General features: G+C 40.5%; 19 protein-coding genes. All 19 read right to left on the reverse strand.

The window, feature by feature from the left end; all coding sequences use genetic code 11:
• Window positions 1–17: 17 nt before the first annotated feature.
• Window positions 18–1,316: an FADH(2)-oxidizing methylenetetrahydrofolate--tRNA-(uracil(54)-C(5))-methyltransferase TrmFO gene (gene trmFO / locus AC6CIB_RS05620; protein WP_498278543.1), complete on the reverse strand. Its 1,299-nt coding sequence runs from the start codon at window positions 1,314–1,316 to the stop codon at window positions 18–20.
• Between the two features lie 249 nt (window positions 1,317–1,565).
• The gene (gene topA / locus AC6CIB_RS05625; protein ID WP_498278545.1) at window positions 1,566–3,641 is read right to left on the reverse strand and encodes a type I DNA topoisomerase; all 2,076 of its coding nucleotides are present in this window, start codon (window positions 3,639–3,641) and stop codon (window positions 1,566–1,568) included.
• 894 nt (window positions 3,642–4,535) lie between these two features.
• Window positions 4,536–5,411, reverse strand: coding sequence for a DNA-processing protein DprA (gene dprA, locus AC6CIB_RS05630; RefSeq protein WP_498278547.1), 876 nt, complete (start codon window positions 5,409–5,411; stop codon window positions 4,536–4,538).
• Between the two features lie 80 nt (window positions 5,412–5,491).
• Window positions 5,492–6,394, reverse strand: coding sequence for a succinate--CoA ligase subunit alpha (sucD, locus tag AC6CIB_RS05635; RefSeq protein ID WP_044337414.1), 903 nt, complete (start codon window positions 6,392–6,394; stop codon window positions 5,492–5,494).
• A 16-nt stretch (window positions 6,395–6,410) separates the two neighbouring features.
• The gene (gene sucC, locus AC6CIB_RS05640; RefSeq protein ID WP_498278549.1) at window positions 6,411–7,571 is read right to left on the reverse strand and encodes an ADP-forming succinate--CoA ligase subunit beta; all 1,161 of its coding nucleotides are present in this window, start codon (window positions 7,569–7,571) and stop codon (window positions 6,411–6,413) included.
• A gap of 260 nt (window positions 7,572–7,831) precedes the next feature.
• On the reverse strand, window positions 7,832–8,113 hold the full coding sequence (locus tag AC6CIB_RS05645; RefSeq protein WP_498278551.1) for an EscU/YscU/HrcU family type III secretion system export apparatus switch protein: 282 nt from the start codon (window positions 8,111–8,113) through the stop codon (window positions 7,832–7,834).
• Window positions 8,110–9,921: a TP0910 N-terminal domain-containing protein gene (locus tag AC6CIB_RS05650; protein WP_498278553.1), complete on the reverse strand. Its 1,812-nt coding sequence runs from the start codon at window positions 9,919–9,921 to the stop codon at window positions 8,110–8,112. The genes AC6CIB_RS05645 and AC6CIB_RS05650 overlap by 4 nt, the downstream gene beginning before the upstream one ends.
• Before the next feature lie 78 nt (window positions 9,922–9,999).
• Entirely contained in the window at window positions 10,000–10,755 is a 756-nt protein-coding gene (gene rnhB / locus AC6CIB_RS05655; RefSeq protein WP_498278682.1) for a ribonuclease HII, read from the reverse strand.
• 100 nt (window positions 10,756–10,855) lie between these two features.
• Entirely contained in the window at window positions 10,856–11,722 is an 867-nt protein-coding gene (gene ylqF / locus AC6CIB_RS05660; protein ID WP_498278555.1) for a ribosome biogenesis GTPase YlqF, read from the reverse strand.
• A gap of 28 nt (window positions 11,723–11,750) precedes the next feature.
• Complete coding sequence (gene lepB, locus AC6CIB_RS05665) at window positions 11,751–12,290, reverse strand: signal peptidase I (RefSeq protein ID WP_498278557.1); 540 nt, start codon at window positions 12,288–12,290, stop codon at window positions 11,751–11,753.
• A 187-nt stretch (window positions 12,291–12,477) separates the two neighbouring features.
• Window positions 12,478–12,822, reverse strand: coding sequence for a 50S ribosomal protein L19 (gene rplS, locus AC6CIB_RS05670; protein ID WP_032088854.1), 345 nt, complete (start codon window positions 12,820–12,822; stop codon window positions 12,478–12,480).
• 136 nt (window positions 12,823–12,958) lie between these two features.
• Window positions 12,959–13,693: a tRNA (guanosine(37)-N1)-methyltransferase TrmD gene (trmD, locus tag AC6CIB_RS05675; RefSeq protein ID WP_498278684.1), complete on the reverse strand. Its 735-nt coding sequence runs from the start codon at window positions 13,691–13,693 to the stop codon at window positions 12,959–12,961.
• Window positions 13,693–14,211 carry a ribosome maturation factor RimM gene (gene rimM / locus AC6CIB_RS05680; protein WP_113968241.1) on the reverse strand — a complete coding sequence of 173 codons (519 nt, stop codon included), beginning with the start codon at window positions 14,209–14,211 and terminating at the stop codon, window positions 13,693–13,695. Before rimM ends, trmD begins: the two co-directional genes overlap by 1 nt.
• A gap of 17 nt (window positions 14,212–14,228) precedes the next feature.
• The gene (locus AC6CIB_RS05685; RefSeq protein WP_498278560.1) at window positions 14,229–14,615 is read right to left on the reverse strand and encodes a YlqD family protein; all 387 of its coding nucleotides are present in this window, start codon (window positions 14,613–14,615) and stop codon (window positions 14,229–14,231) included.
• Between the two features lie 221 nt (window positions 14,616–14,836).
• Complete coding sequence (locus AC6CIB_RS05690) at window positions 14,837–15,070, reverse strand: KH domain-containing protein (protein ID WP_498278562.1); 234 nt, start codon at window positions 15,068–15,070, stop codon at window positions 14,837–14,839.
• Between the two features lie 12 nt (window positions 15,071–15,082).
• Entirely contained in the window at window positions 15,083–15,355 is a 273-nt protein-coding gene (gene rpsP, locus AC6CIB_RS05695; RefSeq protein ID WP_032088859.1) for a 30S ribosomal protein S16, read from the reverse strand.
• Between the two features lie 118 nt (window positions 15,356–15,473).
• Entirely contained in the window at window positions 15,474–16,820 is a 1,347-nt protein-coding gene (gene ffh, locus AC6CIB_RS05700) for a signal recognition particle protein (protein ID WP_498278564.1), read from the reverse strand.
• 12 nt (window positions 16,821–16,832) lie between these two features.
• A complete protein-coding gene (locus tag AC6CIB_RS05705; protein WP_498278566.1) occupies window positions 16,833–17,165 on the reverse strand; it encodes a putative DNA-binding protein in 333 nt (110 codons plus the stop codon).
• A 194-nt stretch (window positions 17,166–17,359) separates the two neighbouring features.
• The gene (gene ftsY, locus AC6CIB_RS05710) at window positions 17,360–18,349 is read right to left on the reverse strand and encodes a signal recognition particle-docking protein FtsY (RefSeq protein WP_498278568.1); all 990 of its coding nucleotides are present in this window, start codon (window positions 18,347–18,349) and stop codon (window positions 17,360–17,362) included.
• Window positions 18,350–18,352 lie beyond the last annotated feature (3 nt).

An 18,352-nucleotide genomic window follows, 5' to 3' on the forward strand; every position in this document is an offset into this window, starting at 1 on the left:
TGCCCTTGCAATGAATTTTACACTTTTTTCACAAAGTTCTGAATTGTTTCTAAGGCCCGATTGGCATGTTGCTCATTACGCTCTTTTTTGCCTTTGACCTTTTTTGGCAAATCAGGGAGTAGACCGAAATTAGCATTCATCGGTTGGAAGTTTTTCTTGTTAGCCGTCGTTATATACCTTGCCATACTTCCAATCGCTGTTTCATGAGGGAATACCACGGGTGATTCACCTAGAGCCAATTTCGCTGCATTGATTCCCGCGATCAGCCCGCTGGCAGCAGATTCTACATAACCTTCCACTCCAGTCATTTGCCCGGCAAAAAACAGGTTCTCATGCTCTTTTAGTTGATAGGTATCCTTTAGAACATTGGGGGAGTTGATAAAGGTATTTCTGTGCATCACCCCAAAACGGACAATTTCTGCATTCTCAAGACCCGGAATTAATTGAAGCACTTCTTTTTGCGGGCCCCACTTTAAATGTGTTTGGAAGCCCACAATATTGTAAAGTGTTCCTGCTGCATCATCTTGTCTTAACTGAACAACAGCATATGGTCGTTTACCTGTTTTAGGGTCTTCTAATCCCACCGGTTTTAAAGGACCAAATAACATGGTCTTCTTCCCCCTGGAGGCCATCACTTCAATCGGCATACAGCCTTCAAAGAATATCTCTTTTTCAAATTCTTTTAAAGGCACTGTTTCAGCTGAAATAAGGGCTTCGTAGAAACGATTGAACTCACTTTCTGTCATCGGGCAATTTAAGTATGCCGCTTCCCCTTTGTCATACCGGGATTTCAAATACACTTTGTCCATATCAATGGAATCTTTCTCAATGATTGGTGCAGCTGCGTCGTAGAAATATAAATGTTCTTCTCCTGTTACTTTTCTGATTTTCTCTGAAAGACTCTCACTAGTAAGTGGCCCTGTTGCTACAATGGTAATTCCTTCAGGTAAATCCGTGACCTCTTCATTATATACCGTGACATTTGGATGACTCTTCACTTTTTCAGTGACCTGGGCTGCAAATTCGTGACGATCCACGGCCAATGCTCCTCCTGCAGGAACGGAACAGGCATCGGCTGCTGACATGATGACGGAATCTAAATACCGCATTTCCTCTTTTAATACACCAACAGCATTGGTTAATGCATTCGCTCTAAGTGAATTACTGCACACAAGCTCTGCAAATTTATCTGTATGATGGGCAGGTGTTTGACGTATCGGTCTCATCTCAAAAAGGTTAACCTTTATTCCCCTCTTCGCAATCTGCCAAGCGGCTTCACTTCCCGCTAACCCTGCTCCAATAACATTTACTGGCATCTATATAAACCTCCTGTAAATCAATCCTTCATCTTAACCAAATTGTATTGTACACCAATGCACAATGATATAAAAGACAAAAGCATATTGAGAATTTGTCATTTCTAAAATGACTAAATGCAAACAGAAAAGGGCTGACCCATCAGGTAATAGAGAGATCACCTGTTGGGACAGTCCCTTGTTACATTGTATAAGTTCATTGTTCAACAATCAATCTTTTTTATTGTTCCGATGAACAGGAAACTCACACTACTTCTGAGGTTCTTCTTTATAATCACAATTCGTACATTGAATTTGATTCCCTTTTTTAAGCTTTTTCTCTACGAGCAATTCTGAACACTTCGGACACTTACGTTCGATTGGCTTATCCCATGATAAGAAGTCACATTCAGGGTATTGATCACAACCGTAGAAAATACGCTTTTTCTTGCTTTTACGTTCGATGATATTACCTTTATCACATTTTGGACATTTCACACCAATTTCCTTGACGATTGGCTTAGTATTTCTGCAGTCAGGAAAATTACTGCAGGCCATGAACTTTCCATACCGACCCATTTTGAATACCATTGGATGTCCGCATTCTTCACAATCTTCACCGGCAGGTTCATCGCGGATTTCGATTTTTTCCATCTCATTTTCCGCTTTTTCTAAATGCTTTTCAAAATCCTGATAAAAGCGATCGATGATTCTTTCCCACTTCACATTGCCGTCTTCAATATCATCCAGGCTGCGTTCCATGTTTACCGTAAACTCGACGTCAATGATATCCGGGAAGAACTCTCTCACCAGTTCTAAGACGATTTCCCCCAGTTCAGTTGGAATGAAACGCTTATTATCCAGTGTTACATAGCCTCTTCGTTGAATCGTATCAAGAGTCGGAGCATATGTGGATGGCCGGCCAATACCCAGTTCTTCCAGGGTCTTAACGAGCCTTGCTTCTGTATACCTTGGTGGTGGTTGAGTAAAATGCTGATTTGGATCAATTCTTTCACTTTTCACTTTATCGTTTTCTTCCAAGGCTGGTAGAAGATTGTCTTTTTCTTCTTTCTGATCATCAGATCCTTCAACATACACTTTCATAAAGCCTGGAAACTTCACTTTAGAGCCGGTTGCTCTAAACATGACTGAACCATTTACAATATCAACACTCATCGTATCCATTATTGCTGGAGACATTTCACTTGCTACAAATCGTTCCCAAATCAATTTATAAAGTCTGTATTGATCTCTTGAAAGATATTCTTTCACTGAAAGTGGATCCCTTAATGTACTGGTTGGACGGACGGCTTCGTGGGCATCTTGAGATTTTTGTTGTTTTTTCTCTTTACGCTCAGACTGCTTAACGAAGTCATTTCCATATTTATTAACGATGTATTCGTTCGCTTCTTTTTGAGCCACTTCAGAAATACGAGTCGAGTCTGTTCTCATATAAGTAATAAAACCAACCGTGCCTTCTTTCCCAATCTCAATTCCTTCATATAATTGTTGGGCAAGCATCATGGTTTTCTTTGCACGGAAGTTTAATTTTCTCGCTGCTTCCTGCTGTAGTGAAGAAGTTGTAAATGGAGGAGCAGGATTCCGTTTTCTTTCCTTTTTTGTTACTTTGTTAATTTCAAAGGACTTCCCTTTTACTTTACCAAGCACTTCTTTCACATCTTCTTCGGTCTTCAATTCAACCTTCTTACCATCCATTCCGTAAAACGATGCCTGGAATGTATCGTTCCCTTTTGTGAATTCAGCTTCTATTGACCAGTACTCTTCTGGAGTAAAGCTTTTGATTTCATTTTCCCGGTCAATAATTAATCTTAGTGCGACGGATTGCACTCTCCCTGCACTTAGACCTTTTTTAACTTTTTTCCAAAGGAGCGGGCTGATGTTGTAACCCACTAATCGATCTAAAATCCTACGTGCCTGCTGAGCATCGACTAAATCCATATTGATCGCGCGTGGATGCTTAAAAGACTCTTTAATGGCATCCTTCGTGATCTCATTAAATACCACACGACAGTCGGAAGTGGTGTCCATGTCAAGGCTGTGAGCCAAATGCCAGGCAATTGCTTCTCCTTCTCTGTCGGGGTCAGCCGCGAGGAAGATTTTTTTTACTTTTTTTGCTGCGGTTTTCAATTCTTTTAATACAGGACCTTTACCTCGTATCGTTATATACTTAGGTTCAAATTCGTTTTCTACATCTACGCCCATTTGACTTTTCGGTAAGTCTCTGACGTGGCCCATTGAAGCCCTGACCTTATATTTTTTTCCTAAATAACGCTCAATTGTTTTCGCCTTTGCCGGCGACTCTACTATTACTAAATAATCTGCCATCCAATAAGCCTCCTTAAAGAGGGAAATAATCACTGTTTATAGCACCTTGGAATGTTTATGATCCAAGTGAAACGGAAACGTTTACACTTTCATTCACATAGGTATGGACTTGATATCAGTGTAGATAATTACTATTTTTAACGATTTATTTCTCTTATATATAGTTTTAGATACCTGTTGCAAAATGTATACCAGTTTCACAATAATTGCAACCATTTTGTATAAATAACTTGTAATTATTCAAACATTCTTAGTAAAAACCGCTCTTTATTAAAGGCTCTTTTCGCAAAGATTGTTGCTTTATACAGAAAGTCTGCCTGAGCTCTGTCAATAAGTGTATACAGGATGGTGAGGGGAACTGCTTCGCTTGCAGCTAGCGTTCGACCGAGCCTCCTCAGCTTAGCCGAACGGGGTCTCGGCACGACCGTTCTTCCGGTGGAGTCTACGCAGTTCCCCTCACCATCTTTAAGAGATTTCGTGACAGAGCTAAAAGGTGTCAAAAAACAATCTAACTAGGAAACAGAATTTTTTTCTAAAGGAAATCAATCTATACTCTCCTTAAAAGTAGTTGCTTGCTAAAACTTTTTGTATTTATTACTTTTACGAAAACATGCTTCGAAGATTGATTCTCGCTGCAGGTGCTCGACTCCTGCGGGAATAGCTGGACAGTACGAAAAGCGGAGGGGTTTTGCACAGGGGTGACAAGCATAAGTCGAGTCTGCTGAAAAGGCGCTTTTTTCCTTTTTGGCAGACTTGGCTTATGACCTCGAGCCCCTAAGCCCCGTGGAAAGCGAGCATCCTGTAGTGGAAATCAACTACTACTTTCTTATCTAAGAAAGCAACAAACTTCCTAAAAGAGCTTTATTAAAAGATTCTATATCATATGTTTTAACTTTATACTCCCAGTTCTGAAAAAATATCTTCTATTGATAAGACCATTCTTGCACCTTCCTGGATTAGATTGTTGGTTCCATCTGCTAACGGCTCATATATGGATCCTGGTATACACAATACTTCTCTTCCTTCATTTAATGCATAATCAGCCGTGATGAACGTCCCGCTCTTTTTTCTTGCCTCCGTAATAAGCACTGCATCGGAAAGACCGCTGATGATCCTATTTCTAAAAGGAAATTGCCATTTTTCAGGTTTAATATAAGGGGGATATTCAGAGAGGAGAAGCTGATGCTTCATCATACGATGGGCTAATCCTTCATTTTGCTTCGGATAAATGTGGTTGAAACCTCCACCAAGGACACCTATCGTTTGGCCACCTGATTGAATCGTTTCGTTATGAGCCACCGTATCTGCACCTTGCGCTAGTCCACTTACAATGACTACCTCTTTCTTCACCAGCTTTGGAATCATATCGCGAAGAACTTTATCAGTATAAGAGGTGGCATTTCTCGAACCAATAATGGCCAATTTCTTTGGCCCATGAAGGAGATTCCTGTTTCCTTTTAAAAAGAGAAGAAAGGGGGGATCATATACGTTTCTCAGTAGAGCAGGGTAATCTTCGTCCATAATTGTGATCCAGTCTATATCATTTTCTGAATAAAGTTTTTTGTATCGGTCTGAATTAAATGAATGAAGATCTCTATAGAAGAGTTCTGAATTGACAGTGGTAGAAAGGGTAATCTGTTGAAGCGTGGAAGGGGATAAATCAAAGATAGAGTGTAATTTCTGGAGCGATTCTAGTAATCTTTTTGTACCTTTCAATCCAATTCCTCGACAATGATGAATATGAAATAGAATATGACGACGTTCTTTCATTTATAACCTCCTGAATTTTGTTTAATAGAGAATATAAAACTGAGACTGATAGCTTGAATGCCATCAGTCTCAAAACATGATTAATGAGTTTTACATTTATCTAAGATTCCTTCTTCTTTAAGAACCTTTATTAATGTTTCGCCCATATCTGAAGGTGTAGGAGCAACTTGAATTCCGCATTCATTCATAACGCGAATCTTCTCATCAGCTGTTCCTTTACCGCCTGAAATGATCGCACCTGCATGGCCCATACGTTTTCCTGGAGGTGCTGTACGTCCTCCAATGAATCCTACTACAGGTTTAGTCATGTTGGCTTTAACCCATTCAGCAGCTTCTTCTTCAGCAGTACCGCCGATTTCACCAATCATGATGACGGCATACGTATCTTCATCTTCATTGAATGCTTTCAATACATCGATAAAGTCTGTTCCGTTCACAGGGTCTCCACCGATACCGACTGCCGTTGACTGACCGATTCCCGCTTGTGAAAGTTGGTGAACTGCTTCATAAGTAAGTGTACCAGAGCGTGAAACAACCCCTACATGTCCTTTCGTATGGATGTAACCAGGCATGATCCCGATTTTACACTCTTCAGGAGTGATGACTCCTGGACAGTTCGGTCCTACAAGACGTGTTTTCTTGCCTTCCATATAACGCTTAACCTTCACCATATCCAATACCGGGATATGTTCTGTAATACAGATTGCCAAATCAAGCTCAGCATCTACCGCTTCCATGATTGCATCTGCTGCAAACGGAGCAGGAACATAAATGACGGATGCATTTACGCCAGTTGCTTTCTTTGCTTCTTCAACTGTATTGAAAACAGGTACGCCTTCAACCTCAGTTCCGCCTTTTCCAGGTGTTACACCTGCCACGATTTGTGTACCGTATTCAAGCATTTGCTTCGTATGGAAAAGAGCTGTTGATCCTGTAATCCCTTGTACAACAACCTTGGTATCTTTATTAATAAATACGCTCATTAGTCCCCCGCCTTTCTCAGCCTACTTGCTCAACGATTTTTTGTGCGCCGTCCGCCATAGATTCAGCTGCAATAATATTCAATCCTGATTTATTAAGGATTTCTTTCCCTAAGTCAACATTTGTTCCTTCAAGACGAACCACAAGTGGAACTTGAAGACCGATTTGCTTTGCTGCTTCTACAACACCTGTTGCAATAACGTCACATTTCATGATTCCACCGAAGATATTGACGAAAATACCTTTAACGTTTTCATCAGAAAGAATGATTTTAAATGCTTCTGTTACCTTTTCCGCTGTAGCACCGCCCCCAACATCAAGGAAGTTAGCGGGATCTCCGCCGTAATGCTTTACGATGTCCATCGTTGCCATGGCAAGACCGGCTCCGTTAACCATGCAACCGATATTTCCGTCCAAGGAAATATAGCTTAGGTCATATTTAGAAGCTTCGATTTCTTTCGCATCTTCTTCTTCAAGATCGCGTAATTCAATCACATCTTTTTGACGGTATAAAGCGTTTGAATCGAAGTTGAACTTCGCATCCAATGCCATTACGTCTCCATCACCTGTGACAACTAAAGGATTGATTTCGACAATCGAAGCATCCTTTTGGATGTACACGTTGTAAAGACCCATCATGAACTTAGCTGCTTTTCCAACAAGTTTTTGAGGAATATTGATATTGAATGCAATACGTCTCGCTTGGAAACCTGTTAATCCAACAACTGGATCAATATACTCTTTAAAGATTTTTTCAGGTGTTTGTTCTGCTACTTCTTCGATTTCTGTTCCGCCTTCTTCAGAAGCCATCAGGACAACTTGGGAAGTCGCGCGGTCCAATACTAGACCTACGTAATATTCTTTCTTAATATCACAGCCTTCTTCAATAAGTAAGCGCTTTACTTCCTTACCTTCAGGACCTGTTTGGTGAGTTACTAAAGTTTTACCGATTAACTCATCTGCATATGTACGCACTTCGTCCAGGCTTTTTGCGATTTTTACTCCGCCAGCTTTACCTCGACCACCTGCATGGATTTGAGCCTTCACTACATACACGCTGGAATCTAATGTCTTCGCCGCTTCTACTGCTTCTTCAGCTGTAAAAGCCACTTTACCATTTGGTACGGATACCCCGTAATTTCTGAGGATTTCTTTACCTTGATATTCATGGATATTCATTTTCCATCCTCCTATCAAACTCTTCAAAAAATAGACTGCGCTTTCATTGTATAAAATGACAGTATATCTGTCTACCATTATGCTAAAAATATTATATTAATTTTAAAATTCTGAACATAAAATAGTAGAATTACTCCATATGTTCCATTGTTCTTGGAAGGTTTATCCTTGAAATTATTATTCTTAAAAAATATAATTTGCTATTCAAATACGTGCTCACACCGTTTAGCGACATGGAGTATATTAGATTAACAAAGAAATTATCCCTTCCCCGCTACATCCCGATCTAATCGATAGATGAAAGCAAAAACCTCCGCTACAGCACCATATAATTCTTCTGGTATTGATTCTCTAATATCCAGGTTCCCAAGAAGTGAGAGTAAGCTCTTGTCTTCTTGTACCGGTATTTGATGGTCTTTTGCTTGAACTAAAATGTTTTCAGCAATGATTCCCTTCCCTTTAGCAAGGACCTTTGGAGCTGATTCACTACTTTGATTATAGCCTAATGCAATCACTTCTTTTCTTTCATGAGGGTTTTTCATATCTTTAAATCAACTCCCGAAAACGTTTTAAAGCGTTCTTCCATGATTTTATCAGAAAGCTTGACTTGTTTATCCGGAGCTTTCACCTTTACCATAGATAGTTGATAGTTCAGCTTCTCCAGACCCTCTTTTAATCCAGGAATAAAAGATCTGGACATTCTTTCTGCGTTTGGGTGGTCAGTCCAAACGGTCAAGGAAACCACTCGATTTTGAACCTGCATATCGATTAATGTCTCTTTCATGATATCCAGCTCTAAATAAAATAAAACCCGGCAGTAATCTCCATCAATCACACCTTTTTCTTTCTCTTTCCCTGTCCATTGAAGGGTGATATCGGTGCTCTGTCCGAATAGAGAAAATGGGAATTGTTGTACGATTGTTAGAAAAGGAGAACTTTCCTGTGATTGAAGCACTTGGTGGTTCATCTTCAGAACAAGATCATCGGCTAGCATTCGAATATCGGAGAGTGGGTGATTTTGACTTAACCCAATGAGATGCTGCTTAAGTGTTGGATGAATTTGAAGTTCTTGTCCGTTTTTTTGTAACTGAGCTTCAAAGTTAATCCCAAACGTTCCCATTACTTTTTTCAACACCCTTGCCAGTTCTTCTCCCCGAATGGTCTGAGTGAGTTCTTGTTCTATCTGTAGGTGAAGTTTTTGAAACAGCTGTTCCATGTTCGATGCTGGTGTGCCTCTTCCATAAGATTGCAAGAGCCTCATATAGTTCATCTCAATAGACCGCCACTTCCCCTCTCCCACTACTCCCATCAGCTCTTTAGCTGCCAGGAAGGAAGGTTCTCCATTTAGTACAGTCTCCGAACTCCATATAATATTAATCCATTTATCGATATGAGTACCAGATAGTTTAGGAAATCCCGGACCCCTGCCAGTAGTCGATGATAGAAGCTGATGCAGTTCATTTCGAAGCTTTACGGGAGCAGCACCTGGAAAATCTGCCAATCGGCTTCTTAGAAGCTCTATCTCTCTTTCCCACTGCCCGTGTGAGGACTGTTTCAGTTCTTCGAAAACCGTTGTCTTTAACCCTTTCTTCCATTGATTCATGGGAATTCCTTTCGGAAAGACTCCTAGTGATTTCAATAGATCGAAATGGCCTAATCGATTAGAGAAGGTTTGGGAAGGATCAACTAAATTAGATAATGCATTACTCACAAGTTTTTCTGTGGCCAATCTATTCAACGGTTTCTGGATCCCAGTAAGTAAATGAAGTGTGGCCGTGTCCCTTCCCGTTCCGATTAACTTTGAAGCCAGCTCATTTAACATGGATAAAATGCTGGCTGTTGAAGTTCCCGATCTCATTGAAAGAAAGATCCTGTCAGAAAGCGGCATGTTCCTCTTAGCCATTTCAACCAGGGTTTTCACACTTTCTGATGAATCTTTCCCTATCAAATGTTTCTCACCAAATAATAACATTTCTTTATATATGGGAATATTTTTTTTCATTAGCTCCATAACAAATTCGTTCATTTCTTTCCCTTTAGTTGATATGGAAAAATGCTGTAAAAGATCTGCTGCTGTATGCTTCCCATTATCTCCTCCAGCTTGCGCACGGTTTGGGATTAGATGGAGATTTACTCCTTTTTCAGATTGTTTCACTTCTACCCAATAACGTTCTCCAGCTTCCATTGGTGCTTCAAGTTTTGCAATAAACCGTTGTCCATTTGCTGACACCTCTGCATTTCCCTCTCCTAACAGCTTATGAACGCTGATATATAGAACTTTTCCACTTTGAATGGAAAAGGGCTTTTGGTCGAGGGGCTGATTACTAGTAGTACCATGAATATGGGTCATATCCCTGTCTCCCGTTCATTGTAAATCAAATTCGTTTCATTGTTTACACTATTAAGTACGATCCAAACGGCTACTAATCTATAGAAGCTCCTTCACCGGTGCAAAGCTCTTTCGATGAATGGGCGTCACTCCTAATTTCTCTAACCCGCCTAAATGATCCTTTGTTCCATATCCTGCATTCTTCTCAAACGCATATCCAGGATAGGTACTGGCATACTCCTTCATCAGGCGGTCACGTGTTACCTTGGCAATGATGGATGCTGCGGCAATGGATATACTTTTCGAGTCTCCTTTAATGATCGACTGACTCGGAAAGGGCGATTGAATTTTCATCGCATCGATTAATAAATACTCAGGCTGAACCGGCAGGCTGACGATCGCTTCACTCATAGCCTTTTTTGTAGCCTGATAAATATTTATGGAATCAATTTCATCAGCATGTACCATTCCTACTCCAACAGATGTTGCGTGTTCCCTGATGTATTCATAGAAATCTTCTCTTCTTGCTTCTGTTATCTTCTTGCTATCATTTAATCCCGCCAAATAGAAGTCATGGGGCAGAATGACGGCAGCCGCTACCACAGGACCTGCTAAAGGACCTCTACCTACTTCATCGATTCCTGCAATGAGGGTGAATCCTTGCTGTTTAAGTTCACTTTCATATTGAGTAAGGACGGCAAATTCTTCTCTTTCCTTCTTTCGTTTCATCTGCTCGCGTTCAACCTGTTGTAATAGTTTTTGGACACCAATTCTTTCGTCCTTCTTCAATTCTTCAAGAATCGGATCATGAGCAGAAGCAGACTTGATGATTTTTCTTATTTCTTTAATGGTCATATGTATTGTATTCACAATGCTCCTCCTATATATATCGGATGTACCTCACATAAATAAAGAGGCTGCGCAAAAGAGATTCCCTCTTTTTACAGCCTCTTTTTTATTCGCTTTCTCGCTCAGTCTCTCCAATGATATCAAAGGTCATGGGTCCTAATTGTACATTTCGAATGTCACGGACGATAATTTCAGATGTCTTGTCATAATTCACTTCTCCACCAGCCATCAGACAGCCTCTCTTAGCTCCAATTTTATCGAAGCTATCCACTACTTCTTCAGGTATTTCTTCGAGGCCGTAGCGCTCTTCTAATCGCTCTGGATAGTGCTCTTCAAGAAATCGCAAACCATAAACGGCGATATCCTGTAAATTCAAGATGGTATCTTTAATGGCACCGGTCAATGCCAGTTTATATCCAACTTGCGGATCTTCAAACTTTGGCCATAAAATACCCGGCGTGTCGAGTAGTTCAAGCTCTTTCCCTACTTTGATCCATTGCTGGGCTTTTGTCACTCCAGGAGTATTTCCTGTTTTCGCTATATTTTTCTTAGCGAGGCGATTGATTAATGTGGATTTTCCTACATTAGGAATACCGACAATCATGGCTCTTATGGCACGAGGTCTCATTCCTCTTGATTTCATGCGGTCGAACTTTTCTTTTAATATTTCTTTAGCGGCTTGAACGATGGCTTGAAGTCCTTTGCCAGCCTGTGCATTTACAGCAAGAGCTGTTATTCCTCGCTCTTTAAAATAAGAAATCCACTGATTTGTTCTATTTGTATCAGCCATGTCTGCTTTATTTAACAAAACAAGTCGCGGCTTTTGTCCAATAATTTCTTCTATCATTGGATTTCTTGACGATAACGGTATTCTCGCATCTACTAATTCAATCACTATGTCTACAAGTTTTAACTTCTCAGTAACTTGTCTACGAGCTTTAGCCATATGCCCTGGAAACCATTGTATTGTCATATGACCACCTCCAAACAACTTTTTTCTATTATTTCACGAAACCTATATCTTTAACAGGCCAATAGATCACTTTTGTATCACCAATCACTTCTTCCAGTGGAACTGTACCGATGTGACGACTATCTTTGCTGAAACGGCGATTGTCACCCATCACAAAGATTTCCCCTTCAGGAACAGTGTCTTTTTCAATGATATCATTTAAAGTGAAATCTTCTGTTAACACACCTTTATTTAATTGATCTTTATACTTCTGTAAATATGGTTCAGTATACGCTTTTCCGTTAATATATAATGTATCATTTTTGTACTCTACTTCATCCCCCGGGAGCCCGATGACGCGTTTGATATAGTCCTTTTGTTCAGGTGCATGGAAAACGACGATATCAAATCGCTCCGGCTCCCCTAATTTACTTACAATCATTCGATCTCCATTATGTAAAGTAGGCATCATTGATAATCCATCGACAACAATGGGTGCAAATAAAAAGAATCTGATAATTGCAGCTAAACCTACCGCGATCAACAGCGCCTTCATCCACTCCCACCACTCATTTTTCTCTTTAACCACATCTCCACCACCCAATGTATTTTTCTATCTTTTTCTATTCTACTAGAAATTCTTGTATTTCTCATTAAAAAAAGGTGGCTTCATTAAAATAGTCGGGCCGTCTGCAGGACGTTTCATTTTATTGCTAACAAAAGAGCTTGTAGAATAAGGAAAAGGAGCTTGTCTCCAAGCTCCTTTTCTTACGTTCTTATCGAATTTCTTTAATACGTGCCGCTTTACCACGCAGGTTACGCAGATAATAAAGTTTCGCACGACGGACTTTACCGCGACGAATAACTTCTAATTTAGCGATTTTTGGTGTGTGTACTGGGAAAGTACGTTCAACACCTACACCGTAAGAAATTTTACGAACAGTAAATGTTTCGCTGATACCGCCACCGCGGCGTTTGATTACTACTCCTTCGTATACCTGAATACGTTCACGAGTACCCTCAACGATGTTAACGTGTACACGTACTGTATCACCAGGACGGAAAGATGGTAGATCAGAGCGAAGTTGTTCTTTCGTAATATCTTCGATTAATTTGTGCATCTTTTTCAACTCCTTCCAACAGATGCTCTTACAAAAGCGAAAGATTGCAGCGGAACATCGGGATCAATGACAACAGGGGATAACCCCTCAAGCCACAAAGAATATAATATCACACAGACTACCAGGATGCAATAGCCTATTTAGACTTTCTCCAATCCTCTACCCATGCTTTTTGTCGATCTGTGAGCGTATAGCTTTCTAATAGATCCGGCCTTCTTTCAAAGGTTCTTCTCAGACTCTCTTTCTCTCTCCATTCATCTATCAGACGATGATTCCCTGAGATCAGCTCCTCTGGTACCTTCATCCCCCTAAAGTCCGACGGCCGGGTATAATGGGGATGCTCCAGGAGTCCTGATGAGAACGAATCCTGAATGGGTGAATCCTCATTCCCAAGTACTCCAGGAAGCAGGCGAACTACACTATCGATGACAACCATGGCGCCAAGTTCTCCACCCGTTAATACATAGTCTCCAATCGATACTTCGTCCGTTACAACATGCTCCCTGATCCGCTCATCGTAGCCTTCATAATGACCGCATATAAATACGAGATGATCTTCCTTCGCAAGTTCCTCTGCTTTTTGCTGTGTATAGCGTTCCCCTTGTGGACACATCAGGATGACCCTTGGCTTTGATAGTTGCTCATTCTTTAATGCATCGACCGCATCAAAGATAGGCTGTGGCTTCAATACCATTCCGGCTCCTCCACCGTAAGGATAATCATCAACTTGATTATGTTTATTGTCAGCGTATTCTCTGAAGTTAATCACATTATAGCTTACGGCTTCTTTTTCGTAAGCCTTCTTGAGGATTGATTCACCAAAGATCCCTTCGAACATGGATGGAAATATAGACAGGACATCAATTCTCATCATGATAACAAGCCTTCCATCGGTTCAATCGTAACGAGCTGTTTCTCTATGTCGATCGTCTTCACGATATCCTCTATGTAAGGGATAAGGTATTCTTTCCCTCTTTGCCCCTTCACAACCCATACGTCGTTCGCTCCCGGGCTTAGAATCTCTTTTATGGTCCCAAGCTCTTCCCCGGCAGTTGTTAAGACCTTACAGCCAACGATTTCGTGGAAATAGTATTCTCCTTCTTCCAGTTCCTGCAATTGGTCTTCCTGTACCTTCAGGATACCTTCTTTAAACTTCTCAACCTCATTGATATTTTCATACCCCTCGAAGGTCAATAAATCAAAGCTCTTATGATTTCGATGAGATTTGATCACGAGACTGATCGGTTCTTGGTTTTGACCTTGAAACAAATAAAGTGTGTTCCCTTTTTGATATCGCTCCTCAGGAAAATCTGTCGTAGAAACGATCTTTAATTCTCCTTTAACTCCATGAGTATTGACAATCTTACCAACATTAAACCACTTTTCCATCGCTTTCACCTCTTACATCAACGAATTTCTTTCACAATACCATCTTCTATTACAATTGTCTTAGAAAGTGCTTCTTCTTCCCAATTGTCACCAACTTGAATGTCCACCATACCTTGGACTTCCTTTTCCTTTAGCTCGCTTCCAATAGGAAGGATATTTAACTGCTCGATTTGGAAATCCAAGAGCTTGATCTTTTCAGCCCGCTCATTCAATTCCCTTTCGAAGTGCTGATTTAATTTATGTGACGGGTATTTCTTACCTCGTTCGATCTTTTTCATTTCGAACTGTAACTGATCGCTTTCCTTGGCTAAATGAAACTTTTGATTTTCATATCGTTTCATTAACAAATCCTTACTCTTTTCTGTTAACACCTGTTTAATCGTAATCGTATGTATCACATTCAAAAATTCTTCCTCCTCCTTCTATTCACCCCACGCTGTTGTACTAAATCCTTAGGGTGTTCTCTTGGGGGAGTTGTTGGATTGTGCAGGTCTTTAGCCTATGAAAAAGGGGACTGACATCTTAAGGCTATATATTAACCTTTGTGGGTCAGTCCCCTGATTCTATAGAGTCGGTGTTCAGGGTCTTAGGACCCTTTCGAGTAAAGAGCTAAATGTCAGCTTCCTTACTCCACTATCTCTAAGAAGATTTTCTTCTGTTGTGAAGATCCTGCTGCAGCGTATACCACAGTTCGAATCGATTTAGCTACTCGCCCTTGTTTCCCAATAACCTTTCCCATGTCCTCAGGATGAACAGATAACTTATATGTTAAGCCGTTCGTCCCTTCATCCGTTTCAATGTGGACAGCGTCCGGATGGTCAACTAAAGGTTTCACAATCGTTAGAATAAGATCTTTCATCGATCTAATCGATTACTTGCTGTTTTTAGCATTGTGGAATTTCTCCATAATGCCTTGTTTTGAGAATAGGTTACGAACTGTGTCAGATGGTTTAGCACCATTAGATAACCATTTAAGAGCTAACTCTTCATCGATTTTCACTTCAGCTGGTTTAGCAACAGGGTTGTAAGTTCCAACTGTTTCGATTTGACGTCCATCACGTGGTGAACGAGAATCTGCAACTACGATACGATAGAAAGGAGATTTTTTTGCTCCCATACGTTTTAATCTGATTTTTACTGCCATAATTAAAGCACCTCCGAATAGTTTCACACAAGTTAGTATAATATCAAATGTGTATTTTGTTTGTAAAGTGTTTTTTCTTAACAGTTCAATTTTTCTTGTGAAAAATCGAACGAATTGCTTACATAAATGGGAATTTCACCCCATTTTTTTTCTTACCTTTTCCTTGCATGCCGCTCATTTGTTTCATCATTTTCTTCATGTCCTCGAATTGTTTCAGAAGTCGGTTTACCTCTTGAATAGATGTTCCGCTCCCTTTCGCAATTCTTTTACGACGCGAAGCATTGATGGTTTCCGGATGGATTTTCTCATCCTTCGTCATCGATTGGATGATTGCCTCAACATGACTGATTTGCTTGTCATCGACTTGAATCTTATCCAAGCCCTTCATTTTGTTTGCTCCAGGCATCATTTTCAGTAACTCATCAAGTGGGCCCATTTGCCTTACTTGACCTAATTGCTCCAGGAAATCATCAAAAGTGAAAGACATGGTACGCATTTTTTGTTCAAGTTCTTTGGCCTTCTCTTCATCTACATTGGCCTGAGCCTTTTCGATGAGGGATAAAACATCTCCCATACCGAGAATCCTTGACGCCATACGCTCAGGATGGAATGCTTCCAAAGCATCCATCTTCTCGCCCATCCCAACAAATTTAATTGGTTTTTCAGTGACTGAACGGATGGATAATGCGGCCCCGCCTCGTGTATCACCATCAAGTTTTGTCAGCACAACACCTGATATACCAAGATCTTCATTGAAGCTTTGGGCAACATTAACCGCATCTTGACCTGTCATGGCATCCACTACAAGAAATATCTCATCGGGATTTGAGAGTTCTTTAATTTCTTTCAACTCTCCCATTAGGTTTTCATCAATGTGAAGTCGACCTGCTGTATCAATCAGAACATAATCGTGATGTTCTTCTTTTGCCTTTTCGATGGCTCTTTTCGCAATTTCAACCGGACTCACCTGATCTCCCAGTGAAAACACAGGTAGGCTTAATTGCTTCCCGATGGTTTCCAACTGCTTGATGGCAGCGGGACGGTAAATATCAGCAGCCACTAATAGTGGTTTGCGGTTATGTTTCTTTCGAAGCAGGTTCGCAAGCTTTCCAGTGGTCGTCGTTTTACCTGCACCTTGTAAACCAACCATCATAATGACAGTTGGAGAACGCTTAGCTACGGCAATCTGACTTTGTTCGCCACCCATCAAACTTGTAAGCTCTTCTTGAACAACTTTAATGACCTGTTGTCCTGGTGTAAGACTCTTCATGACTTCTTGTCCAACAGCCCGTTCACTTACTTTCTTGACGAATTGCTTCACCACTTTAAAATTAACGTCTGCTTCCAAAAGAGCAAGACGAACTTCACGCATCATCTCTTTAACATCCGCTTCTGAAATCTTTCCTTTTCCACGGATTTTTTGTATTGTACCTTGCAGTCGGTCGGCTAATCCTTCAAATGCCATTCATGCCGCCTCCTAATCCAATATTTCAAGATCATCAATGAGTTTTAAACAATGAGAAGAATCGATTGATGGTTCTTCTATTTTTTGTCTGAGTTGATCAAGAATCTCGTTGCGTTCTTGAAATTTTTTAAATAATAAAAGCTTTTCTTCGTACTCCTCGATCATGGCCTCTGTTCGTTTAATGTTATCATACACTGCTTGTCGACTGACATTATACTCTTCAGCGATTTCTCCTAAAGAGAAATCATCCAAATAATAGAGGGACATATAGCTACTCTGCTTAGGAGTTAACAAAGATTGATAAAAATCGTAGAGATAATTCATTCTGGTCGTTTTCTCCAGCACGGATATCCCTCCTTGTTAAGTGAAAAACCTTTACATATGAAGAATACAGTGTTTACGGGTGATTGTCAAGGATACTTATGGATTTTTCATAGAGAAAATCCCAAACAGCATTCATATTCTCTACACAAAAGAAGAGTAACCTGGAAGATGACTTCTTAAAGTCTTCCATCAGGCTACCCTATCGATTCTTGAAGCTATTCTTCTTCTTTATCAACCAGGTTTGAGAATAAGCCGTATACATACTTTTCAGCATCGAACGGCTGGAGGTCATCCATTTTTTCTCCTAAACCTACATATTTCACAGGGATTTTGAGCTCGTTTCTGATCGCCAGCACGATACCACCTTTTGCTGTACCATCCAGCTTCGTCAGGACGATTCCTGAGACATCTGTTGCTTCTTTAAAGGTTTTCGCTTGCACCATGGCATTTTGACCTGTGGTCGCGTCGAGAACGAGTAAAACTTCATGAGGAGCCCCTGGAACTTCTCTTTCAATCACCCGCTTCACTTTTTCAAGCTCTTTCATCAGATTCACTTTATTTTGTAATCTTCCTGCTGTATCGCAAATAAGAATGTCTGCTTTTTTCGCTTTGGCAGATTGAACAGCATCAAACATAACCGCTGCCGGATCGCTTCCTGCAGCTTGTTTAATGACTGGAACTCCTACACGCTCACCCCATACTTCAAGCTGTTCGATTGCTCCTGCACGGAATGTATCACCTGCTGCAAGTACCACATTCTTACCTTGTTCCTTGAACATATGAGCCATTTTTCCGATGGTCGTCGTCTTTCCTACACCATTCACTCCGACAAACAACAAAACCGTCAATTGGTCGTCTTGAATGTTCAGGCTGGTGTCCTCTTCATGATCACCTTGGTAGATTTCTACGAGCTTCTCTGAAATGACTGATTGAACATCTTCAGTGTCTTGAATATTTCTCCGCTTTACTTCAAGCTTTAGTTCGTCTATCATTTCCATGACCGTATCAAAACCAACATCCGCTCCGATCAGGATTTCTTCCAGCTCTTCAAAAAATTCTTCATCCACTTTGCGGTATCTCGCAACCAGGTCATTGACCTTTGATGTAAAGTTATTTCTCGTTTTACTTAGTCCATCTTTAAATTTCTCTGATACGTTGTCACTCGATTGTGTAAATTTATCTTTAAGCTTCTTAAAAAAACTCAACCT

The sequence above is a fragment of the Rossellomorea sp. GQ25 genome (assembly GCF_059758515.1).